The sequence below is a fragment of the Lysobacter antibioticus HS124 genome, assembly GCF_000336385.2.
Lineage (GTDB): Bacteria > Pseudomonadota > Gammaproteobacteria > Xanthomonadales > Xanthomonadaceae > Lysobacter > Lysobacter firmicutimachus.
Map to the genome: position 1 here is coordinate 23,035 of NZ_HG424503.1, position 21,577 is coordinate 44,611.

Annotated in this window: 20 protein-coding genes and 1 tRNA gene; 14 read left to right on the forward strand and 7 right to left on the reverse strand. The window is 71.0% G+C overall.

From position 1 onward, the window contains the following. Window positions 1–103: 103 nt before the first annotated feature. A complete protein-coding gene (locus TX83_RS11515; protein ID WP_064748089.1) occupies window positions 104–586 on the reverse strand; it encodes a peroxiredoxin in 483 nt (160 codons plus the stop codon). Between the two features lie 2 nt (window positions 587–588). Next, window positions 589–1,257 (reverse strand): glycine cleavage system protein R, encoded by a 669-nt coding sequence (locus tag TX83_RS11520; protein ID WP_087960721.1) that lies wholly within the window; start codon window positions 1,255–1,257, stop codon window positions 589–591. Window positions 1,258–1,382: 125 nt separating this feature from the next. On the opposite strand from TX83_RS11520, the gene dapA reads away from it, so the two are divergent. Together dapA and TX83_RS11530 are read left to right on the forward strand one after the other, a co-directional pair. Further along, entirely contained in the window at window positions 1,383–2,288 is a 906-nt protein-coding gene (gene dapA, locus TX83_RS11525) for a 4-hydroxy-tetrahydrodipicolinate synthase (protein WP_064748091.1), read from the forward strand. Between the two features lie 23 nt (window positions 2,289–2,311). Then, window positions 2,312–2,845, forward strand: coding sequence for a hypothetical protein (locus tag TX83_RS11530; RefSeq protein WP_064748111.1), 534 nt, complete (start codon window positions 2,312–2,314; stop codon window positions 2,843–2,845). Window positions 2,846–3,216: 371 nt separating this feature from the next. Here the strand turns inward: TX83_RS11530 and TX83_RS11535 are convergent, their stop codons facing one another. The 3 genes from TX83_RS11535 to TX83_RS11545 all read right to left on the reverse strand — a co-directional run bounded on the left by TX83_RS11535 (window position 3,217) and on the right by TX83_RS11545 (window position 4,627). After that, a complete protein-coding gene (locus tag TX83_RS11535; RefSeq protein ID WP_064748092.1) occupies window positions 3,217–3,933 on the reverse strand; it encodes a hypothetical protein in 717 nt (238 codons plus the stop codon). An 87-nt stretch (window positions 3,934–4,020) separates the two neighbouring features. Beyond that, window positions 4,021–4,344, reverse strand: a complete 324-nt coding sequence (gene fdxA / locus TX83_RS11540) for a ferredoxin FdxA (protein ID WP_064748093.1) — start codon at window positions 4,342–4,344, stop codon at window positions 4,021–4,023. A 207-nt stretch (window positions 4,345–4,551) separates the two neighbouring features. After that, window positions 4,552–4,627, reverse strand: a tRNA-Glu gene (locus TX83_RS11545). 143 nt (window positions 4,628–4,770) lie between these two features. Between TX83_RS11545 and pcnB the strand changes: the two genes are divergently transcribed. The 6 genes from pcnB to pgi all read left to right on the forward strand — a co-directional run bounded on the left by pcnB (window position 4,771) and on the right by pgi (window position 10,725). Then, a complete protein-coding gene (gene pcnB, locus TX83_RS11550) occupies window positions 4,771–6,108 on the forward strand; it encodes a polynucleotide adenylyltransferase PcnB (protein WP_064748094.1) in 1,338 nt (445 codons plus the stop codon). Window positions 6,109–6,205: 97 nt separating this feature from the next. Beyond that, the gene (folK, locus tag TX83_RS11555; protein WP_064748095.1) at window positions 6,206–6,709 is read left to right on the forward strand and encodes a 2-amino-4-hydroxy-6-hydroxymethyldihydropteridine diphosphokinase; all 504 of its coding nucleotides are present in this window, start codon (window positions 6,206–6,208) and stop codon (window positions 6,707–6,709) included. A gap of 172 nt (window positions 6,710–6,881) precedes the next feature. Continuing rightward, window positions 6,882–7,712, forward strand: coding sequence for a 3-methyl-2-oxobutanoate hydroxymethyltransferase (gene panB, locus TX83_RS11560; RefSeq protein WP_064748096.1), 831 nt, complete (start codon window positions 6,882–6,884; stop codon window positions 7,710–7,712). 78 nt (window positions 7,713–7,790) lie between these two features. Further along, on the forward strand, window positions 7,791–8,639 hold the full coding sequence (gene panC, locus TX83_RS11565) for a pantoate--beta-alanine ligase (RefSeq protein ID WP_064748097.1): 849 nt from the start codon (window positions 7,791–7,793) through the stop codon (window positions 8,637–8,639). A gap of 159 nt (window positions 8,640–8,798) precedes the next feature. Next, complete coding sequence (gene panD, locus TX83_RS11570) at window positions 8,799–9,182, forward strand: aspartate 1-decarboxylase (RefSeq protein ID WP_064748098.1); 384 nt, start codon at window positions 8,799–8,801, stop codon at window positions 9,180–9,182. A gap of 31 nt (window positions 9,183–9,213) precedes the next feature. Continuing rightward, window positions 9,214–10,725, forward strand: coding sequence for a glucose-6-phosphate isomerase (pgi, locus tag TX83_RS11575; RefSeq protein ID WP_079248189.1), 1,512 nt, complete (start codon window positions 9,214–9,216; stop codon window positions 10,723–10,725). Window positions 10,726–11,111: 386 nt separating this feature from the next. Here the strand turns inward: pgi and queG are convergent, their stop codons facing one another. Further along, on the reverse strand, window positions 11,112–12,146 hold the full coding sequence (gene queG, locus TX83_RS11580) for a tRNA epoxyqueuosine(34) reductase QueG (RefSeq protein ID WP_064748113.1): 1,035 nt from the start codon (window positions 12,144–12,146) through the stop codon (window positions 11,112–11,114). 100 nt (window positions 12,147–12,246) lie between these two features. Here queG and TX83_RS11585 point away from each other — a divergent pair, with 100 nt between their 5' ends. The 6 genes from TX83_RS11585 (at window position 12,247) to TX83_RS11610 (ending at window position 20,489) form a co-directional block, all read left to right on the forward strand. Beyond that, window positions 12,247–13,767, forward strand: coding sequence for an NAD(P)H-hydrate dehydratase (locus tag TX83_RS11585; protein ID WP_079248191.1), 1,521 nt, complete (start codon window positions 12,247–12,249; stop codon window positions 13,765–13,767). 9 nt (window positions 13,768–13,776) lie between these two features. After that, window positions 13,777–14,292, forward strand: coding sequence for a tRNA (adenosine(37)-N6)-threonylcarbamoyltransferase complex ATPase subunit type 1 TsaE (tsaE, locus tag TX83_RS11590; RefSeq protein WP_064748099.1), 516 nt, complete (start codon window positions 13,777–13,779; stop codon window positions 14,290–14,292). Between the two features lie 87 nt (window positions 14,293–14,379). Further along, window positions 14,380–16,107: an N-acetylmuramoyl-L-alanine amidase gene (locus tag TX83_RS11595; RefSeq protein WP_064748115.1), complete on the forward strand. Its 1,728-nt coding sequence runs from the start codon at window positions 14,380–14,382 to the stop codon at window positions 16,105–16,107. Between the two features lie 423 nt (window positions 16,108–16,530). After that, a complete protein-coding gene (gene mutL / locus TX83_RS11600) occupies window positions 16,531–18,426 on the forward strand; it encodes a DNA mismatch repair endonuclease MutL (protein ID WP_064748116.1) in 1,896 nt (631 codons plus the stop codon). A gap of 2 nt (window positions 18,427–18,428) precedes the next feature. Further along, complete coding sequence (locus TX83_RS11605) at window positions 18,429–19,421, forward strand: DUF1684 domain-containing protein (RefSeq protein WP_064748117.1); 993 nt, start codon at window positions 18,429–18,431, stop codon at window positions 19,419–19,421. Between the two features lie 21 nt (window positions 19,422–19,442). After that, complete coding sequence (locus TX83_RS11610; protein WP_064748100.1) at window positions 19,443–20,489, forward strand: TraB/GumN family protein; 1,047 nt, start codon at window positions 19,443–19,445, stop codon at window positions 20,487–20,489. Between the two features lie 623 nt (window positions 20,490–21,112). Here the strand turns inward: TX83_RS11610 and rnfB are convergent. Then, entirely contained in the window at window positions 21,113–21,553 is a 441-nt protein-coding gene (rnfB, locus tag TX83_RS11615) for an Rnf electron transport complex subunit RnfB (protein ID WP_075575122.1), read from the reverse strand. Between the last annotated feature and the right edge of the window lie 24 nt (window positions 21,554–21,577).

Consider the following 21,577-nt stretch of genomic DNA (forward strand, 5'->3'; position numbering starts at 1 on the left):
TGCGGGCCGCGCACGGACGGCGCCCACGGTCGCGCCGCCGTGGCCCGCGGGGCGGGACGGCTGGCGAACGTGGACGGGGAGGGCCTCACTGGGCGTTGCGCTCCTAGGCGGAGTGTTCCTTGAGCGAATCGAGTACGGCCTGGGCATGGCCGGCGACTTTCACCGGACGCCATGACGCCACGATGACGCCTTTCGGGTCGATCAGGAAGGTGCTGCGTTCGATGCCCATGTACTTGCGGCCGTAGAGGTTCTTTTCCTTGATCACGCCGAACGCGTTGCACAGCGATTCGTCGCCGTCGCTGACCAGGTCGAACTTGAAGCCTTGCTTGGCGCAGAAGTTCTGGTGCGAGCGGATCGAATCGCGCGACACGCCGAGCACGGTCGCGCCGAGCTTCTTGAACTTGGGCAGCAGGGCGTTGAAATCCAGGCCTTCGGTGGTGCAGCCCGGGGTGCTGTCCTTGGGGTAGAAGTACAGCACCAGCCACTGCCCGGCGTAGTCGGCGAGGCGGACGGTTTCGCCGCTGGACAGGGCCAGTTGCAGCGCGGGCGCTTTCTTGCCGTATGCGTGATCGCCGGTGTCGAGCATGGTCAGAACTTCATCGGGTCCATGATGGCGTCGAGATTCAGATGGTCGCAGAACTCGAGGAAATCGTCGCGCAGCGCGGCGATGTGCATGCTCGACGGCACGCCGATGGTGATCTGGGCCGAGAACATGTCCGCGCCGGTCTGCATCGCGCGGTAGCGCGAGCAATGCAGGCTTTCGATGGTGATGCCCTGGCGGTCGAAGAAATCGGCCAGCTGGAACAGGATGCCGGGCTTGTCGGCGGCGACCACCTCGACCACATAGGGCAGCAGGCTGGATTGGACCTGTTTGGCGCCGGTGCGGTACCACACCAGCTTCAGGCCTTCCTCGCGCTCCAGGCGCGACAGCATGGCCTCCAGCTTCGCGACCGCGTCCCAGGAGCCCACCGCCAGCGCCGTCACCGAGACGTCGCGGCCGACCGTGGACAGGCGTGCGTCGACCAGGTTGCAGCCCGAATCGGCGATCCGGCGCGTCACCGACAGCAGCGGCGACTCCGGATGCGTCGTATAGGCGTTGATCAGGAGGTGGTTTTCGTTCGGCGACGGCCGGGAAGCGGAATCGGTCAAGGCGGCGCCTGCAAGGGAGCGTAAGGCTCGGAAATGAACGGCGGCCCGGGCTCGGGTCGCGGCTGTAAGGCAGCATACTTGCCCCCGCTTTCGGGCCGCAAGTAACATCGCCCCGTACTTGGCGGCACCGCGCACGTTTTTCCAGGCCCGGACGCTCCGCCCGGAACACTGGCCCGGCGGTCCGCCGCCCGACGGCGCGGACGCCTTCATCACGATCATTGGTAGGTTTTCTCTTGCGACTTTCCGGCAGCATCACCGCGCTGGCGACGCCGTTCACCGCGGCCGGCGAACTCGACCTGGACGCCTGGCACAAGCTGCTGGCGGCGCAGTTGCAAGGCGGCACCCAGGCGGTGGTCGTGGCCGGCTCGACCGGCGAGGCCGCGGCGCTGTACGACGCCGAGTACGACCTCCTGCTGCGGACCGCGGTCGAAGCGGTCGCCGGACGCATTCCGGTGCTGGCCGGCACCGGCCTGTCCAATACCGCCAAAACCATCGAACTGACCCGCCGCGCCGCCGCGCTCGGCGCCGACGCCGCCCTGGTGGTGACGCCGCCCTATGTGCGTCCGACCCAGGCCGGTCTGATCGCGCACTATCGCGCGATCGCCGACGACGGTGCGCTGCCGATCGTGCTCTATAACGTGCCGGGCCGCACCGGTGGCGATCTGCTGCCGCAGACCGTGGCGGCGTTGGTCGACCACCCGCGCATCGTCGGCATCAAGGAGGCGGTGGCCGAGGCCGCGCGCATGGATGCCCTGCTGGCGTTCAAGTCGGACGGTTTCGCCGTGCTCAGCGGCGACGACCCGACCGCGTGCCGGGCCATGCTCACCGGTGCCGACGGCATCGTCTCGGTCGGCTCCAACGTGCTGCCGGCGGCGTTCCGCCGCCTCGCCGATCTGGCCCGCGCCGGCCGCCGCGAAGCGGCCGAAGCCTGGGACGTGCGCCTGCGTCCGGCCTACGACTTCCTCGGCGTGGAGCCCAACCCGATCCCGGTCAAGGCGCTGCTGGCCGCGCAAGGCCTGGGCCACGGTCTGCGCCTGCCGCTGCAATCGCTGTCGCCGGCGCACGACGAGGCGGCGCGCCGCATCGCCGCGCTGGTGATCGAACTCGAACATGCCGGTCGCGAGCCGATCGCGGCCTGACCCCCTTTCCGCAGGAGATGCTCATGCGTTGCAACCCCAATCTGTCCCGAGCGCTGGTCGCCGGTCTGCTGCTGGCGGTGGTCGCCACTTCGGGCTGCAGCTGGTTCCGCAAGGGCAACAAGCTGTATGCCGAAGCGCCGGAAAACCGCCCGCTGGAAGTGCCGCCGGATCTCGACCAGCCGCGTACCGACGGCGCCATGGCGGTGCCGGGCGGCTCGGTGACCGCGTCCGGCCTGGCCGCCTCGCGTCCGACCCAGGCGGCCCCGGCCACGCCGGCGTCGGCGGCGAACGGCTTCACCGTCAGCGGCAACCGCGACGACATCTTCAACAAGGTCGGCGACGCGCTGGGCAAGGTCGAAGGCCTGAGCATCGCCAGCCGCGCGCAGCTGCTTGGCGCTTACGACGTCAACTACCAGGGCAGCAACTTCCTGGTCCGGGTCAGCGCGGTGGAAGCCGGCGCCTATGTCTCGGCGGTCGACCCGCGTGGCCTGCCGGCCGCCGGCGATGCGCCGGCGCAGCTGATCGCCAGCCTCAAGGGCACGCTCGGCGGCCGTTGATCGCCAGCGTCGCTTGCGACACCGGACGGGCGCCGCGAGGCGCCCGTTTTCGTTGCGGCGGACACCGCGAGCCCCCGCCCGGCGCAACAGGAGGGGCGGGCGCAACCGGTGCGACAGGCGCTGCAGCCGGTAGATCGGCTCTTGTAGGAGCGGCGCGAGCCGCGAAGGCCGGAGCGGTTTGCGCGAGCGCAGGTCGCCGAAGCCAGGATAAGCGGGCTTCACGCGGGGCCTGGTGGTTCGGCCCGGTCGGCCGGGCTGCGGAAGCCAGCGTGGTATCGCATCGCAGCGGTTGTCGCGGTTTACGCCGCTCCTACAAAGTCCGGGCCGGCATAGGGCGCGGCGTGGGCCGCGACCATCGGGCCGGGCAGCGCTCAGCGCTCGCTCGGCAGTCCGCGCGCCAGGCCTTCGTGCAACAGCAACCGGGTCGCTGCGGCGCGTTGCGCCATCGGCATCTGCGCCAAGGCATCGAGCACCCAGCCGAAGGCGCGGCAACGCGCCTGGCGCGCTTGCGGCGCCTGGCCTTCGGCGCCGAGTTGGGCGGCGAAGTCGTCGTGCAGCAGCAGGGCGGTGGCGCCGGCGCGCTTGAGCGTCTGTTTGGCCGCGCCGGCGTCGTAGGCCTGCGGCGGGTTCTGCAGTCCGCCCAGTGCGATGCGCAGCAAGGCGTCGAGGAAGCCCTGCCGGCTGTCCTCGCCAAGCTGTTGCGCCGCACGGGTCAGCGCCTCGGGGCTGCGATCGGCTTGCGGGTCGAACACGCCGCACAGCACCTCGGCATCGGCCGGGGTGCGCGCGGCGCGGTGCAGGGCCTGGAACAGGCGGTCCAGGTCGGGGTCGGCGGCGCGGGTCAGCAGATCGGCACTGCCGCTGCGCAGCGCGTCCGGGTCCAGCCGCGGCAGGTCCAGCGCGCTCAGATCGAGGTCGCCGAGGCCCAGCGCGCCCAGGTCGAGCGCACCGCGGTCCGGCGCGGTCGAGCCGGAGCGGGGCGTGGATGGCGGGGCGGTTCTGGATTGGCCGCCGGCACCGGCCGGGGCCAGGCTCAGGGCGAGCAGCAGCGCGGGCAGGACGTGCGCGGTTCGGCGGGGGCTGGGCACGGCATCGGTCTCGGGCGGCGCGGTCGGCCCGAGTCTAGGCGGCGGTCGATGAACGCCCGCAGGCGGCCCGGGGCCGCCGGCGCCGGCTCAGCGCTCGAGCAGGTCGAGCTTGCCGGTCTTGCCTTCCCAGTCCTTGGCGTCGGGCAGGCTGTCCTTGCGCGTGGTGATCACCGGCCAGGCCTGGGCCAGCTCGGCGTTGAGGGCGACGAAGGCCTCCTGGCCGGCCGGGACGTCGTCCTCGGGGTAGATCGCATTGATCGGGCATTCCGGCTCGCACAGAGTGCAGTCGATGCACTCGTCCGGATCGATCACCAGGAAATTGGGGCCTTCATGGAAGCAGTCGACCGGGCACACCTCGACGCAGTCGGTGTACTTGCATTTGATGCAGTTCTCGGTGACGACGAAGGGCATGAGCGAAATCCTGGGGTCTGGGCCGTGCCGGCGGGTCGGCGGCGATAGTGTAGCCATCGCTGCGCAACGACCCAAGGCGCGGCTTGGCGGATGCGTGACGGGCGCCGCGGGCGCGGAGCGCGACGGCGTCGCCGATCGCCCTGCCGGCGAGCGAGCAAGAAAAAGCCCGCGCACGCGCGGGCTTTTTCGGCGACATGGTCGCGGGTTTGGCGCTCCCTACGGGATTCGAACCCGTGTTTTAGCCTTGAGAGGGCCACGTCCTAGGCCTCTAGACGAAGGGAGCAGGGGATTGCAGCGCCGACGGGGGAGCGGGCTCCTCGCCGGACCGCAGGGACTCTCAATCCGGTGCGGCCTGCTAGTATATGCGCCGCCGTTGCCGCGGGCAACGGCCATCCCGAATTCCTTTACAGGCGGCGCGCCCGCTCGATGCAAGCCGATAACTTCTCATTCCAACCCACGCTGCGGGTGATTCCGCGCGACCAGCACAACGTCTCGCGCAAGGAGATCAGCCCCAATGCGCTGCGGGTGCTGTACCGATTGCGCGACAGCGGCTTCGGCGCCTATCTGGTCGGCGGCGCGGTGCGCGACATCCTGGTCGGCGGCCACCCCAAAGACTTCGACGTCGCCACCGATGCGACGCCGGAGCAGGTCAAGGGCCTGTTCCGCAACTGCCGCCTGATCGGTCGCCGCTTCCGCCTGGCCCATGTGGTCTACGGACGCGAGATCATCGAAGTGGCGACCTTCCGCGCCAACAGCGACGACGGCAGCGGCGACCGCGAAACCGACACCGGCGGCCGGCTGGTGCGCGACAACGTCTACGGCAGCATCGAAGACGACGCGGTGCGCCGCGACTTCACCGCCAACGCGCTGTACTACGCGGTCGAAGACTTCTCGGTGCGCGACTACGTCGGCGGCTTCGAAGACGTGCAGAACCGGCTGATGCGCCTGATCGGCGACCCGGAGACGCGTTACCGCGAAGACCCGGTGCGCATGCTGCGCGCGGTCCGGCTGGCGGCCAAGCTCGGCTTCGAGATCGAGCGCGCCACCGCCGAGCCGATTCCGCGCCTGGCGCCCTTGCTGGCCGACGCCGCGCCGGCGCGCTTGTTCGAGGAATGCCTGAAGCTGTTCCTGTCCGGTCACGCCGTCGAGAGCTTCCTCGGCCTGGAGCGCTACGGCCTGCTCGGCGCACTGCTGCCGGAGAGCGCCGCCGCGCTGCGTTCCAACCGCAGCGGCGCGTTGCGGCGGATGGTGCTGGAGGGCCTCAAGGGCACCGACGCGCGCGTCGCCGCCGACGAGCCGGTATCGCCGGCGTTCCTGTTCGCCCTGCTGCTGTGGCCGGCGTACTGCCGTGCGCTGATGGCGTTGCAGGCGCAAGGCGTGCACACCGCCGAAGCGCAGCGCCGCGCCGCCGACCGGGTGACCCTGCATCAGTTGTCGACGATCGCCCTGCCGCGGCGTTTCTCGCTGCCGATGCAGGAGATCTGGCTGCTGCAATCGCGCTTCCAGCAGCGTCAACGCAAGCGCGTGTTCCGGCTGCTGTCGCATCCGCGCTTCCGCGCCGCGTTCGATTTCCTCAGCCTGCGCCTGGCGGCTTCGCCCGAACACGCCGCCGACGTCGAGTTCTGGCGCGAGGCGCAACTGCACCCGAACGAAACCCTGGCGCAGCAGGACGCCGCGCCGCACGCCGACGAGGACGAGAGCGGCGAAGGCCGCGCGCCGCGCAAGCGCCGGCGCCGTCGCCGCGGCGCGCCGGTCGAGGAATGACTGCGGGGAGCGGGCGTGTAGGCGCGGGCGAAATCCCATAGCCGGCGCTCGCTTCGCTCACTCCTCGTTCCTCTGCGCTCACTTCCGCTTTCCCGCCATGCAAACCGCCTATATCGGCCTCGGCAGCAACCTCGGCGACAGCGCCGCGGTGCTGCGCGCGGCCCTGCGTTCGCTCGACGGCCTCCCGCGCAGCCGGCTGCGGCGCGCCTCGCAGCTGTACCGCACGCCGGCCTGGGGCCGTACGGACCAGCCGGATTTCCTCAACGCGGTCGCCGCGCTGGACACCGAACTGCCGGCGCAGGAACTGCTCGCGGCGATGCTGGAGATCGAGCGCGAAGCCGGGCGCTCGCGCCTGGCCGATCGCAGCGACCGGTGGGGGCCGCGCACGCTCGATCTCGATCTGCTGTTGTACGGCGAGGCGACGATCGAAGCGCCGGGCCTGCACGTGCCGCATCCGCATCTGCACGAACGCGCCTTCGCCCTGGTGCCCTTGCTCGAAATCGCGCCGGACGCGCGCATCCCCGGCCTCGGCGCGGCGCGCGATTGCCTGGCCCAGCTCGGCGCCGGCGACATACGCCCCCTGCCGGCGGACGATCTTTGACCGCTGCCGCCTCGCGTACGGTCTGAACGAGCGCCGGTACCGCGCTTGGCCGCGGGTTGGCCGCCGTTTGCCGGCCCCACTGCGTTGCGCCGGGGAGGGCCGCGGTCGTGCGGCAACCTGTTAAGTTATGGCGCCACCCCACAGACGTCCGTCGCCACCGGACGAGCCGCCCATGTACACCTCGGCTTCCACCGACAAGCCGGCCGCCAAGGCCTGGACCGTGCCCATGCTCGCCGACGCCAAGCGCGACGGCCGCAAGCTGGTGATGTTGACCGCCTACGATGCAAGCTTCGCCCGCACCATGGACGCGGCCGGAATCGATCTGGTCCTGGTCGGCGATTCGCTGGGCATGGTCGCGCAGGGCCACAGCAGCACCTTGCCGGTGACCGTCGCCGACATGGTCTACCACACCGCCTGCGTCGCCCGCGGCCTGGCCAAGGCGTTGTTGATCGCCGACCTGCCGTTCCAGTCCGACGCCACGCCGGCGCGTGCGCTCGACGCCGCCACGGCGCTGCTGCAGGCCGGCGCGGCGATGGTCAAGATCGAAGGCGCGGCGCACAAGCTGGAGACGATCCGCTTCCTGGTCGAACGCGAGATTCCGGTCTGCGGCCACCTCGGCCTGACCCCGCAGTCGGTGCTGCGCCTGGGCGGCTACAAGGTCCAGGGGCGCGACGACGCCGCGGCCGCGCGCCTGCGCGAAGACGCGCGCGCGGTCGAGGAGGCCGGCGCGCAGCTGCTGGTGCTGGAATGCGTGCCGACCCCGGTCGCCGCGGCGATCAGCGCCGACCTGCGCATCGCCACCATCGGCATCGGCGCCGGCCCCGCCTGCGACGGCCAGGTGCTGGTGCTGCACGATCTGCTCGGGGTCAACTCCGGCCATCGCCGGCCCAAGTTCGTCAAGGATTTCCTCGCCGAGGGCGGTTCGGTCGCGGGTGCGTTCTCGGCCTATGCCGAGGCGGTGCGCAGCGGCGCCTTCCCCGACGCGGCCCACTCCTACGACTGAGCCGCGCGCGGCTGGTTTCGGACGTCATCGCGCAGGGATTCGCGCTCCGCTCCGGCGGATATCCATTTCGAGTACCTCATGCTGACTGTCGATCAACTCGGCGCCCTGCGCGCCACCCTCGGCGCCTGGCGCATGGCCGGCCAACGCGTGGCCTTCGTGCCGACCATGGGCAACCTGCACGAAGGCCACCATTCGCTGATCCGGATCGCGCGCGAGCGCGCCGACCGGGTCGTGGCCAGCGTGTTCGTCAACCCGACCCAGTTCGGCCCCAACGAAGACTACGGCCGCTATCCGCGCACGCCGGAAGCCGATGCCGACGGCCTGCGCGCCGCCGGCTGCGACCTGCTGTGGCGGCCGTCGGTCGAGACCATGTACCCGTACGGGGTCGAGCACACCGTGCAGGTGCGGGTGCCCCAGGTCACCGACACCCTCGAGGGCGCGCACCGGCCGGGTCATTTCGACGGCGTGGCGACCGTGGTCGCGCGCCTGTTCAATCAGGTCCGCCCGGATGTGGCCGTGTTCGGGCGCAAGGACTACCAACAACTGGCGGTGATCCGCTACCTGGTCCGCGACCTGGCCTTTCCGATCGAGATCGTCGGCGCCGACACCCGGCGCGAGGCCGACGGCCTGGCGCTGAGCTCGCGCAACCAGTACCTGTCCGAGACCGAGCGCCCGCGCGCGGTCGAAATCCACCGCTGCCTGCAGTGGATGCGCCAGGCCGCGCAGGCCGGCGAGCCGCGCGCGGCGATCGAGGCCGAAGCCGCCGAACGCCTGCGCGCGGCCGGTTTCGAGGTCGACTACGCGGTGTTGCGCCGGCCCGATCTGGGCCTGCCCGAGGACGAGGCCGGCGAACCGGCGCGGGTGGCCCTGATCGCCGCCCGGCTGGGGCGCACGCGGTTGATCGACAACCTCGAATTCGACGCCTGAACGGGGCGTCCGGCCAGGCCGGCGCTAGCGCCCGGAGGGGGCGGCTGAACGGGAAATCTCCGTTCCGCCGGTAAGGCCCCGGGGCCATGTTGCAGCGCGCCATGCGCTGCTAGACTTCTGGCCTTTCGCGCCCGCGCGTCTGCGGACGGAGTACCGACCATGCAACTGAACCTGCTCAAGGCCAAGATCCACCGCGCCACCGTCACCCATGCCGAGCTGCACTACGAAGGCTCCTGCGCGATCGACGGCCGCCTGCTGGACATCTCCGGCATCCGCGAATACGAGATGGTCCACATCTACAACATCAACAGCGGTCACCGCTTCTCCACCTACGCCATCCGCGGCGAAGAGGGCAGCGGGGTGATCTCGGTCAACGGCGCGGCCGCGCACAAGGCCCAGCCCGGCGACCTGGTGATCATCTGCGCCTACGGGATCTGCGACGAGGCCGAGGCGGCCAAGTACAAGCCGACCCTGGTGTACGTGGACCGGCACAACCAGCTGACCCACACCAACCACTCGATGCCGGCACAGGCCGCCGCCTGACCGACCGCCCCCAAGAGAGCCTTCGCACACGATGAGCGATGACGTCCGACTCCACGAGCTGCGCGCCGAGGTCGGGCGCGTCGGCATCATCCCGCTGGCGCAGCTGATCGCCGCCGATCCGGCCCGCGCCGCCGATTTCGCTCTCCAGGTCGGGCCGGTCTACGCCAGCTTCGCCCGTCAGCGCTACGACCGCGCCGCGCTGGACTGGTTGTTCCGCGCCGCCGCGGCGGCGCACAGCGAGCGGCGCCTGCGGGCGCTGTTCGACGGCGAAACCGTCAACGTCACCGAGGGCCGCGCGGCCCTGCACACCGCCTTGCGCGGCGACTTGTCCGCCAGCGATACCGCCCGCGCCGCGCACCGCCAGGCACTGGAGGCGCGCAGCCGGATGCGCGCGGTGGTCGAGGCGCTGAGTGCGGGCGAGGTCACCGACATCGTCAGCGTCGGCATCGGCGGCTCCGATCTCGGTCCGCGCCTGGCCGTGGACGCGCTCAGCGGCGCGACCCCGGGCCGGTTCCGCGTCCATTTCCTGTCCAATGTCGACGGCCACGCCGCCCAGCGCCTGCTGGCGGGGCTGGACCCCAAGCGCACCGCCGCGCTGCTGATCTCCAAGACCTTCGGCACCCAGGAGACCCTGCTCAACGGCGCGATCCTGCGCGACTGGCTCGGCGACGCCTCGCGCCTGTACGCGATCAGCGCCAACGTCGAGCGCGCCGGCGCCGCGTTCGGCATCCCGCCGGAGCGGCTGCTGCCGATGTGGGACTGGGTCGGCGGCCGCTACTCGCTGTGGTCGGCGGTCGGCCTGCCGATCGCGCTGGCGATCGGCATGGACGCGTTCGAAGATTTCCTCGCCGGCGCCGCGCAGATGGATGCGCACGTGCTGGAAACCCCCTTGCCGCGCAATCTGGCCGCCTGGCACGCGCTGACCGCGGTGTGGAACCGCAACGGCCTGGGCTATGCCACCCAAGCGGTGCTGGCTTACGACGACCGGCTCAAGCTGTTGTCGAACTACCTGCAGCAGTTGGTCATGGAAAGCCTGGGCAAGTCGGTGCGCCTGGACGGCTCGGCCGTGGCCGGCGACACCGTGCCGGTGTGGTGGGGCGGGGTCGGCACCGATACCCAGCACAGCTTCTTCCAGGCCCTGCACCAGGGCACCTCGATCGTGCCGGCCGATTTCATCGGCGTGGTCCGCGCCGACGCGCCGTACCCGCAGAACCATCGCGCGCTGCACGCCAACCTGTTGGCGCAGACCGAGGCCTTCGCCAACGGCCAGGCCAGCGACGACCCGCACCGCGCCTACGCCGGCGGCCGCCCGAGCACGACGATCCTGCTCGACGCATTGACCCCGCAGTCGCTGGGCGCGCTGCTGGCGATGTACGAGCACAGCGTCTATCTGCAGTCGGTGTTCTGGGGCATCAACGCTTTCGACCAGTTCGGCGTCGAACTCGGCAAGCAGGTCGCCAACAAGCTGCTGCCGGCGCTGGCCGGCGACGCCGAGGCCGACGACCCGGTGACGCGCGAGCTGTTGCGCAAGCTGCGCGGCTAGTACCCGCTTCTTGTAGGAGCGGCGTCCCACGGGGATTTCCTTCGGTCATGAGCCGCGACCGCGCTGCTTCGGTCTCGCGATATCTGTCGTTCGAGGCCTCAAGAGCAAGGCTTCCGCCCGCAAGCGGACGGGTAACTTTCTTTTGGCGCCCCAAAAGAAAGTCGCCAAAGAAAAGCGCATTCGCGCGAAGCTCCCCTGCGAGTTCGATGCTTGCGCCGGGATTTTTCGATAAGACATCCCTGTCTTATCGAGTCGTGCTCTTTAACGGCGGGGCGCACGTCCTGTGCGCCGCCCTCCGGGTCTAGGGGAACTCTCGCGGGCGCGATGCTATGCCAAGTGCTTGTAGCAATAACAACGATAACGTTGGTACTGGGCGGCACCGCGATTCAGGCCGCGCCGTGGCGCGCCAGCGCCCATTCGACGTGCTCGCGCACCAGCGCGCTGGGATGCTCGCGGCGCGAGCGCAGTGCGGCGATCGTCTCGGGCGTGCCCGGCGCGTTGCCGAGCGCGACGGCGATGTTGCGCAGCCAGCGCTCGTGGCCGCTGCGGCGGATCGCCGAGCCCTCGGTGCGGCGCAGGAACTCGTCCTCGTCCCAGGCGAACAATTGCGCCAGGCTGGCCGTGTCGAGCCCGTTGCGGGCGCGGAAATCCGGCTCGTCGTTGCGCTTGGCGAACTTGTTCCAGGGGCAGACCAACTGGCAGTCGTCGCAGCCGAAGATGCGGTTGCCGATCGCCGGGCGCAGTTCCTCGGGAATCGCGCCGTCGTGTTCGATGGTCAGATAGGCGATGCAGCGGCGCGCATCGAGCCGGTGCGGGGCGACGATGGCCTGGGTCGGGCAGATGTCGATGCAGCGCGTGCAGGTGCCGCAGTGCGCGCTGGCCGGCGCATCGATCGGCAGCGGCAGGTCGACGTAGATCTCGCCTAGGAAGAACCAGGAGCCGCCGTCCTTGTCGATCAGGCAGGTGTGCTTGCCGATCCAGCCCAGCCCGGCGTTGCGCGCCAGCGCGCGCTCCAGCACCGGTGCCGAATCGACGAATACCCGGTGGCCGAACGGGCCGACCACTTCGCCGATGCGGTCGGCCAGACGCTGCAGGCGCTGGCGCATCAGCTTGTGGTAGTCGCGGCCGAGCGCGTAGCGGGCGACGTAGGCGCGCTCGCGGTCGGCCAGGGTGGCCCAGGCGTCCTCGTCGTCGCGGCGGCCGTAGTCCAGGCCGACCGAGATCACCCGCACGGTGCCGGGCAGCAGCCGGTCCGGGCGGCCGCGCAGTTCGCCGTGGCGGGCCATCCAGTCCATCGAGCCGTGCAGGCCCTGTTCCAGCCAGTCGAGCAGGTAGCCTTCGTCGTCGTCGAGTTCGATCCCGGCGATGCCGCAGCGCTGGAAGCCGAATTCGCGCGCCAGCTCGCGGATGCGCGCGGCCAGCGCCGGGTAGTCGGGCGGCGCCGGGTTGGGCGCGGGGCGGGGCGCGGAGCTGGAATGGGCGTCGGGCTGGTTCACGATCCCGCAAGTATAGAATCCGGGCATGTCGCCCAACGCTGAAATCGTCGGCCGAACCGCTGCCGCGCCCGGGACCGCGCTGTACGACGCCGTGGCGTTGCGCGCGATCGAGGCGCGCGCCGCGGCCGAACTGGGCGATGCCTACGTGCTGATGCAGCGCGCCGGCGCGGCGGCCTGGAGCGAGTTGCTGAACCATTGGACGCGCGCGTTCCGCCTGCTGGTGGTGTGCGGTCCCGGCAACAACGGCGGCGACGGCTATGTGCTGGCGACCCTGGCCCGGCAAAGCGGGCGCGACGTTTCGGTGCTGCGCCTGCCCGGGCACGCGCCGCGCAGCGCCCTGGCGCGCCGCGCCGCGGCCGAGTACGCGCAGGCCGGCGGCGCCACGCTCGAATTCGACGGCACGCTGCCGGCGGCGGACGTGGTGGTCGACGCGTTGTTCGGCATCGGCCTGTCGCGCGCGCCGGACGCGGCCTCGGCCGATCTGATCGCGGCGATCAACGCGCACCCGGCGCCGGTGCTGGCGCTGGACGTGCCGAGCGGCGTCGACGCCGACAGCGGCCAGGCCCACGTCGCCGCGGTGATCGCGCAGCGCACCCTGGAGTTCATCGCGCCCAAGGCCGGCCTGCGCAGCGGCGCAGCGCTGGATCACGTCGGCGCGCTGGCGGTGGCGCGGTTGCAACTGGACCCGGAGCATTACGGCGTCGAAGCGGTTGCCGAAGCGCTGGGCGCCGCCGATCTCGGGCGCTGGCTGCGGCCGCGCCGGCGCGACAGTCACAAAGGCCGCAACGGCCGTGTGCTGTGCGTGGGCGGCGATCACGGGCACGGCGGCGCCTTGTTGTTGTGCGCGCAGGCCGCGCTGCGCAGCGGCGCCGGTTTGCTCGATGCGGCCACGCGTGCGGCGCATGTGGCGCCGATGTTGGCGCGCCTGCCCGAGGCGATGCCGCGCGCGGTCGAGAGCGGCGAGGAACTCGCCGCCGCGATCGACGCCGCCGATGTCGTCGCGATCGGCCCCGGCCTGGGTCAACAAGGTTGGGGGCGGGCGCTGTACGCGCGCGTCCTGGCCAGCGCCAAGCCGCGTCTGTTCGACGCCGATGCGCTCAATCTGCTTGCCGCGCAACCGCGGGCGCTGCCGGCCGACTGCGTGCTGACGCCGCACCCCGGCGAAGCCGCGCGCCTGCTCGGCAGCGCTGCCGCGCAGGTGCAGGCCGACCGCTTCGCCGCGGTGCGCGCGCTCGTCGATCGCTACGGTTGCGCGGTGGTGCTCAAGGGCGCCGGCAGCCTGATCGCCGCACCGCAACGGCGCACGCGCCTGATCGCCGCCGGCAATCCGGGCATGGCGGTCGGCGGCATGGGCGACGTGCTCAGCGGCGCGATCGCGGCCTTGCTCGCACAGGGCCTGGATGCGTTCGATGCGGCCTCGTGCGGCGCCTTGCTGCATGCGGTCGCCGGCGACGAAGCCGCGCGCGAGGGCGGCGAGCGCGGCCTGCTGCCGAGCGATCTGATGCCGTGGTTGCGACGCTGCGCGAATCCGCGCGGCGCGGCTTAGAATCGCGCGATGACCGCAGCGCGCACGATCCTCACGCTCGCCGACGCCGACGCCACCGACGCGCTCGGCGCCGCGCTCGCGCGCACCCGCCCGCAACGCGATGGCGCAGTGCTGCGCGTGCATCTGCACGGCGATCTGGGCGCCGGCAAATCGACCCTGGCGCGCGCGCTGTTGCGTGCGCTCGGCGTGCGCGGCGCGATCCGCAGCCCGACCTACACCCTGGTCGAGCGCTATCCGCTGGCCGGTGGGCGCGAAGCCTGGCACCTGGACCTGTACCGGATCGGCGACGCCGGCGAGCTGGAATTCCTGGGGCTGGATGGCGGCGAGGCCGAGTTGTGGCTGATCGAATGGCCCGAGCGCGGCCGCGGCTGGCTGCCCCCGGCCGACCTGCGCGTCGACCTCGCCGTGGCCGAAGGCGGCGCCGGTCGCCGCGCCGAGTTGTCGGCCGATTCAGAGGGCGGGGCGGCCTGGCTGGCCGGCCTGGCGGCGGAAACCGGCCCCCAGGAGCTTGCGGCCGACTCCTGAACGATTCCCTAGGAAGTGTCCCCAGGTACCGGATTTGCAAGGAAAAAATACTTGCAATTGTGATTTTCCGGTGCTTGACTTATGCGCATGCGAGTCAAAGGGGCCACCGTTCAGAAGTTCCTGCTCGGCCTAGCGCTGCTGGCGGCGCTGGCTTGGAATCTCGCGCATGCGAGTGAAATCAAGGGCTTGGAGCTGCGTAACGGGGCCACCGGCACCCGCGCTGAGATCGCTCTGGACGGCGCCGGCCAGTACAAAGTGCTCAGCCTCAAGGGCCCCGATCGCCTGGTGGTGGATCTGCCGGCCTCGCACCTGAGCAAGGCTTTCAAGCTTCCCGCCGCCGCCGGCATCGTCAAGGCCGTGCGCACCGGCGAGCCGCAGCCCGGCACCGCTCGGATCGTGTTCGACTTGGCCCAGCCGGTCGCGGCGCTGAAGCCGCGCATCGAGCAGGGCGCCGGCGGTTCGCGCCTGGTGCTGGAATGGCCGGGCGACGGCAACGAGACGACGGCCGCTGCGCCGAAGCCGGCCGCCGCCAGCGTCGCTACCACCGCGACCCCGCCGCCGAAGCCGGCCGCGCCGTCGCCGATGGTCGCGGCGCCCGCCGTCGCGACTGCGCCGGCGCCAGCCGCCGAACCCGATCCCGCGCTGGCCTCGAATGCGGCCACCAGCAAACTGATTTCCGAGCTCGCCGCGCGCAACGGCGCGGCGCCGGCGGCAAACGCGCCGAGCGTCGCGGGCAACCCACCGCCCGTCACCCATGCGCCGAGCGCGATCGCGACGGCGCTGCCGGCGGCGAACCCGATCCACGCGGCCGCGCGACCGGCGACTGCGCAGCCCGCGCCGACGCCGACGCCTGCGCAGCGCGCCGCGAGCCAGGCCGTGTTCGAACAGGCCGCACAGGCGCCGGTGCCGACCACGGTCGCGACCGGCGTGCCGACCCGCATTGCGACCGGCGTGCCGACGCCGATGCCCGGTGCCGCGGCAGCGGCCCCGGCGCCGGTCGAGACCGCGCCGCCGCCGGGTGCGGTCAAGACGCTCAAGGACGTGATGCGCGGCCGCGGCATGCGCCCGTTGATCATCGCCATCGATCCCGGTCACGGCGGCCAGGATCCGGGCGCGATCGGCCTGGCCGGCAAGCGCGAAAAGGACGTGACCCTGGCGATCGGCCGCGAACTGGCGCGCCAGATCAACGCCACGCCGGGCCTCAAGGCCTACATGACCCGCGACACCGACGTGTTCATTCCGTTGCCGCGGCGCGCCCAGCTCGCGCGTCACGCCAAGGCCGACATGTTCATCTCGATCCACGCCGACGCGGCCGAAAACCGCTCGGCGAACGGCTCCTCGGTCTACGTGTTGTCGCTGAAGGGGGCGTCCTCGCAGCGCGCGCGCTGGCTGGCCGACAAGGAAAACGCCTCCGACCTGATCGGCGGCGCGCGCCTGCCGCAGTCCGACAACACCCTGACCTCGGTGTTGCTGGACCTGACCCAGAGCGGGCACATGAAGGCGTCCGAAGACGCCGCCGGGCATGTGCTCGACGGGCTGCGCCAGCTCGGCCGCAACCACAAGCCGAACATCGAGCGCGCCAACTTCGCCGTGCTGCGCACCTCCGACATGCCGGCGATGCTGGTCGAGACCAACTTCATCTCCAATCCGGAAGAAGAGCGCCGCCTGACCGATCCGGCGCACCAGCGCGCGTTGGCGCGGGCGGTGCTGGACGGAGTCAACACCTATTTCACCCGTCAGCCGCCGCCGGGCACGATGTACGCGGCGCGCGCCGAAGCGCAGCAGGGCGGGTTCGGCGGGGGCGGCAGTCCTTAACCCCGCAACGATATCGACGGTTCTTGCGCGGCCCCGAGCGATCGGGGCCGCGATCGTTTCGGGGAAGGCAAAGCGCGAATCCCACCGTTCCACGTTTCAAAAGGAGGGGGCGTCGTTTCGGCGCAATGCCGGTCGCGACGTCACCGGGCTCCTGAGCGAGGCCGTGCGATGCCGCGGAAGCCGGGCCGTAGCTCCGGGTGCGCAAGAGCGGGCGCCGGCCGTTGCCTCCTTTGCAAGGGGGCGGGTGGCCGCGCAGGGCGCGCAGGCGAGGCGGCTTTTGCCGTTGCTGTTGCTTCGCCCCTGAATCCGCGCGCCGGGCCGATCCGCCGCATCCGGCGCAAGCCCCGGATCGCGAAGCCGCGCCGGCAGCGGCTATCATCGTTTCCCATCCCCCCGCCGGTGCCGCCGCACCGAATGCCGCCCGTGAGCATCCGTCAACTGCCCGACACCCTGATCAACCAGATCGCCGCCGGCGAAGTGGTCGAACGGCCCGCGTCCGTGGTCAAGGAACTGGTCGAGAACGCGCTCGACGCCGGCGCACGCCGGGTCGACATCGATCTGGAGGAGGGCGGCGTGCGCCTGATCCGGATCCGCGACGACGGCAACGGCATCGCCGCCGACGAACTGCCGCTGGCGGTGTCGCGCCACGCCACCAGCAAGATCGCCTCGCTCGACGACCTGGAAGGCGTGACCACCCTGGGCTTCCGCGGCGAGGCGTTGCCCTCGATCGCCTCGGTCAGCCGTTTCGCCCTGTCTTCGCGCCGGATCGGCGAGGACCGCGGCGCGGTGCTGGAGATCGACGGCGGCCGGGTCGGCGACGTCGTCCCCAAGCCGCATCCGCAGGGCACCACGGTCGAGGTGCGCGACCTGTTCTTCAACGTGCCGGCGCGGCGCAAGTTCCTCAAGGCCGAGCGCACCGAGCTGGGCCATATCGAAGAATGGCTGCGCCAGCTGGCCCTGGCCCGGCCCGACGTCGAGCTGCGCGTCTCCCACAACGGCAAGCCGACCCGGCGCTGGAAGGGCGAGGGCGACCTGGTCGAGGTCGGGCTGTCGGACCTGCGCATCGGCGAGGCGCTGGGCGAGGAGTTCGCCCGCAACGCCCTGCGCGTCGACCACAGCGGCGCCGGCCTGCGCCTGCACGGCTGGATCGCTCAGCCGTCCTACAACCGCGCCAGCGCCGATCAGCAGTATTTCTACGTCAACGGCCGCGCGGTGCGCGACCGCAGCGTGGCCCACGCGGTCAAACAGGCCTACGCCGACGTGCTGTTCCACGGCCGCCAGCCGGCCTACGTGCTGTTTCTGGAGCTGGACCCGCGCCGGGTCGACGTCAACGTGCACCCGGCCAAGCACGAGGTGCGCTTCCGCGACGCGCGCCTGATCCACGACTTCGTCTACCGCACGCTCAACGACGCCCTGGCCGAAACCCGCGCCGGCAGCCTGCCGTCGGCGCAGGCGCCTGGCGCCGACGGTTTGGTCGCCGGCAGCGCTCAGACGGCGGGCGCGGCGACGTCCGCGGCCAACGCCTATCAATGGCGTTCGACCGCGCCGCTGGGCCTGCAGGTCGCCGAGACCCGCGCCGGCTACGCCGCGCTGTACGGCAGCGGCGGCGCGGGCGGTCCGGCAGGCGGTGCGTCCTATGGCGGCGGCTCGGCGTCCGGCGGCGGCAGCGCCTACGCCGCGCCGGGCCTGGGGCTGGGCGCCGCGCCGGCGCTGCCGGCCAGCGACGACGCGACCCTGCCGCCGCTGGGCTATGCGATCGCCCAATTGCACGGCATCTACGTGCTCGCCGAAAGCGCCGAAGGCCTGATCGTGGTCGACATGCACGCCGCGCACGAACGCATCGGTTACGAGAAGCTCAAGAGCGCGCACGACGGCGAAGGCCTGCGTACCCAGCCGCTGCTGGTGCCGGCGACGCTGGCGGTGTCCGAGCGCGAGGCCGAGGTCGCCGAGCGCGAAGAAGCGACGCTGGTCGAACTGGGCTTCGAAGTCACCCGCAGCGGTCCGCAGTCGCTGACCCTGCGTGCGGTGCCGGCGTTGCTGGCCCATGGCGACGTCGAGGCCTTGCTGCGCGACGTGCTGGCCGACTTGCGCGAACACGGCGAATCGCGCCGGGTCGCGGCGGCGCGCGACGAATTGCTGTCGACCATGGCCTGCCACGGCGCGGTGCGCGCCAACCGCCGTCTCACTTTGCCGGAAATGAACGCCCTGCTGCGCGAAATGGAGGCGACCGAACGCTCCGGCCAATGCAATCATGGCCGCCCGACCTGGGCTCGCTTCAGCCTGCCCGAAATCGACCGCTGGTTCCTGCGAGGGCGTTGATGATGTCCGTTGCGCGCAAGCCGTTGTTCGCTTCGTCCCGCCCGGCGTTGCTGGCGCTGGCGCTGTTGCCGGCCTTGGCGGCGTGCGACTCGCCCGAGCGGCAGGCCGCGCGCCAACGCGAGGCCGAGCGCGTCGCCGCCGCCAACCACGCCTTCGATCGCGACCAGCAGTTGTGGCGCGAACAGCGCAAGACCGAGCTGCTCAAGCCCGACGGTTGGGCCAGCCTGGTCGGCCTGCATCCGATCGAACCGGGTTCGCACTATCTGGGCAGCGACCCGGACAACGGCATCCGCCTGGGGGTGGGGCCGGCGCATTTCGGCCTGATTTCGCTCAACAACGGCCGCCTGCGCTTCGTTCCCGAACGCGGCGCGCCGCTGACCTTCAACGACCAGCCGATCAAGGGCGCGGTGACCCTGCTCGCCGACGATTACCCGGCCGGCCCGACCCGGATCGGCTTCGACGAGGGCAAGGGCGGGCTGACCGTGATCAAGCGCGGCGAGCGCTATTTCCTGCGCGTGCGCCACTCGCAGGCGCCGACCCTGACCGGTTTCAAGGGCATCGATTACTGGGCGCCGCAGCAGGACTGGAAGCTCAACGCCAAGTTCGTCGCCCATCCGGCCGGCAAGACCATCGACATCGCCAACATCATCGGCACGATCGAACCGACCCCGAACCCGGGCGCGATCGAGTTCCAGCGCGACGGCCGCAGCTTCCGCCTCGAGGCCCTGGACCAGGGCGGCGAGCAGTTGCTGCTGGTGTTCGCCGACCGCACCAGCGGCCACACCAGCTACAGCGCCGGGCGGTTCCTCGAGGTCGCGCGGCCCAATCTGCAGGGCGGGGTGGTGATCGACTTCAACAAGGCCTACAACCCGCCGTGCGCCTTCACTGCGTACGCGACCTGTCCGCTGCCGCCGCAGGAAAACCGGCTCGACCTGGAGATCCCCGCCGGCGAAAAGACCTACAAGCCGCCGGCCGCGCCGGCCCACGCCACCTAAGCCCCGTTCCGGAATCTGCGCATGCGGTTGTTGAAGCTGTTCCTCGCCCCCTTGACCGCTGCGGTGCTGCTGAGCGCGCCGCTGACCTCGGCCACCACGGTCGCCGCCGAAGCCGCCGCGGCCGCGCCCAAGACGCCGCCGGTGCCGTTGCTGTGGAAGGTCTCCGACGCCGACAACGCGGTGTATCTGCTGGGGTCCTTCCACCTGCTGCGTCCCGACGACTACCCGCTCGCGGCGGACGTCGACCAGGCTTTCGCCGACTCGGCCAAGCTGGTGTTCGAAGTGCCGCCGGATCAGATGTTCGACCCCAGCGTGGCGCAGCGTTTCATGGCTCGCGCCCGTTTCGACGACGGCCGCAGCCTGAGTCAGGTGCTGCCGGGCGACCTGCGCGAGAAGCTCAATCGCGTGCTGGCCAAGAACGGCGCCTCGCTGGCGCAACTCGACCCGCTGGAGCCGTGGTTCGTCAACCTGTCGCTGGTGCTGGGCGTGTCGCAGTCGCTGGGTTTCAGCCCGCAGTTGGGCCTGGACCAGTACCTGATGCGCCAGGCCGCGGCGGCGGAGAAGCCGACCGCCGGCCTGGAAAGCATGGATGCGCAGCTGCAGGCGATGGACTCCGGCCCCCTGCCGGAACAGATCAAGGCGCTGCGCGAGTTCGTCGACCAGCCCGAGGAAGTGCCGGGCATGCTCGAGGACATGCACACCGCCTGGCGCCGCGCCGACCTGGCGACGCTGGATGCGAAGGCGCGGGTGGAGATGCGCGACAAGACGCCGGAGACCTACCGGATCGTCAACGTCGAGCGCAATCGCGCCTGGCTGCCGCAACTGCAGAAGATGCTCGACGAGTCGCGCCAGGGCAACACGCTGGTGGTGGTCGGCGCGCTGCACCTGCTCGGCGACGACGGGCTGATCGAATTGATGCGCGGCAAGGGCTACAAGATCGAGCGCGTATGCGGCGCCTGCGCTGCGGGCACGGCGGATTTGCCGGCGCCGGTTCCCGCGGCGGACCCCGCTGCGGGCGAGAAGGCTGCTCGCGGAAAGGCCGGGGCAAGCAAGCCGGAAGCAGGCTAGGAGCAGCGCGAGCCGACGCGCGGAGAAGCCAACGCCGACGTCATCGGTCGACGCCTGAAACCCTCGCGGGGCAGAAGCGGCGTAAGCCGCGACCGTGCTCTCTCCCGCTCGCCGCGTCTTTGTCCTGGGCCCTCTGTCGGAGCGGCGTAAGCCGCGACGGCGCTCTTGCGACCTCGCGGCGTCTGTCGTTCGAAGGCTGTGAAGCCTGAAAGCTTCAAGCAAAGCTTCCGTCCGCAAGCGGCCGGGTCACTTTCTTCGTCCAAGGCGACAACGTCCTACGGGATTTCCTTTGGTCAAAAGTCACCAAAGAAAACGCCATGGCGGTTTCGAATCAAGAGCCACTACGGTTCGGAGCGTGCGCGGGGCTGCTCCGCACCGGGCCTTTCCTGGCCTGGCTGCGCACGGCCCCTCCCTGCGGGCCGCCCTCCGGGGCTTCGGTGCGTTCTCGCAAGATCGATGCGGCGCCAAGCTCTTTACGGCAACGGCAACGGCAACGGCAACGGTGCCTGCAGGCGCTGCGTTGTTGCTGAGGGGATGGAGCGGCGCAAGCCGCGACCCGGGATGCGCAGAAGACCAGCGCCGTCGTTCACCGAAGCCGGAACCCGCCGTCTGCAGGCGATGGGTCAGCGCGCTTGCTCGGGCACCATCACGATGCAATCCACCGGGCACGCCGGTACGCACAGTTCGCAGCCGGTGCACAGCGGCTCGATCACGGTGTGCATGTGCTTGGAACCGCCGACGATGGCGTCGACGGGACAGGCCTGGATGCACTTGGTGCAGCCGATGCAGTCCGCTTCGACCACCAGCGCCACCATCGGCGGCTTGTGCTCGCCGCGGCTGCGGTCGTAGGGAAGCGCGGGCAGGCCGAGCAAATGCGCCAGCGCGCGTGCGCCAGCGTCGCCGCCGGGCGGGCAATGATCGATCCCGGCCTCGCCGCGCGCCATCGCTTCCGCATACGGCCGGCAACCGGCGTAACCGCATTGCCCGCATTGGGTCTGCGGCAGCAGTCGATCCAGCCGTTCGGTCAGCTCGAGGGGGCGCGATTCGGAGTTCGGGATGGGCATGGGCTTATCCGGCACAGCGTCCGC

Coding starts and splice junctions, on each gene's coding strand:
- TX83_RS11515 (WP_064748089.1), bottom strand. CDS start 586: ATGCTCGACACCGGCGATCACGCATACGGCAAGAAAGCGCCCGCGCTG.
- TX83_RS11520 (WP_087960721.1), bottom strand. CDS start 1,257: ATGTTACTTGCGGCCCGAAAGCGGGGGCAAGTATGCTGCCTTACAGCC.
- TX83_RS11530 (WP_064748111.1), top strand. CDS start 2,312: ATGCGTTGCAACCCCAATCTGTCCCGAGCGCTGGTCGCCGGTCTGCTG.
- fdxA (WP_064748093.1), bottom strand. CDS start 4,344: ATGCCCTTCGTCGTCACCGAGAACTGCATCAAATGCAAGTACACCGAC.
- pcnB (WP_064748094.1), top strand. CDS start 4,771: ATGCAAGCCGATAACTTCTCATTCCAACCCACGCTGCGGGTGATTCCG.
- folK (WP_064748095.1), top strand. CDS start 6,206: ATGCAAACCGCCTATATCGGCCTCGGCAGCAACCTCGGCGACAGCGCC.
- panB (WP_064748096.1), top strand. CDS start 6,882: ATGTACACCTCGGCTTCCACCGACAAGCCGGCCGCCAAGGCCTGGACC.
- panC (WP_064748097.1), top strand. CDS start 7,791: ATGCTGACTGTCGATCAACTCGGCGCCCTGCGCGCCACCCTCGGCGCC.
- panD (WP_064748098.1), top strand. CDS start 8,799: ATGCAACTGAACCTGCTCAAGGCCAAGATCCACCGCGCCACCGTCACC.
- pgi (WP_079248189.1), top strand. CDS start 9,214: ATGAGCGATGACGTCCGACTCCACGAGCTGCGCGCCGAGGTCGGGCGC.
- TX83_RS11585 (WP_079248191.1), top strand. CDS start 12,247: ATGTCGCCCAACGCTGAAATCGTCGGCCGAACCGCTGCCGCGCCCGGG.
- tsaE (WP_064748099.1), top strand. CDS start 13,777: ATGACCGCAGCGCGCACGATCCTCACGCTCGCCGACGCCGACGCCACC.
- TX83_RS11595 (WP_064748115.1), top strand. CDS start 14,380: ATGCGAGTCAAAGGGGCCACCGTTCAGAAGTTCCTGCTCGGCCTAGCG.
- TX83_RS11605 (WP_064748117.1), top strand. CDS start 18,429: ATGTCCGTTGCGCGCAAGCCGTTGTTCGCTTCGTCCCGCCCGGCGTTG.
- TX83_RS11610 (WP_064748100.1), top strand. CDS start 19,443: ATGCGGTTGTTGAAGCTGTTCCTCGCCCCCTTGACCGCTGCGGTGCTG.
- rnfB (WP_075575122.1), bottom strand. CDS start 21,553: ATGCCCATCCCGAACTCCGAATCGCGCCCCCTCGAGCTGACCGAACGG.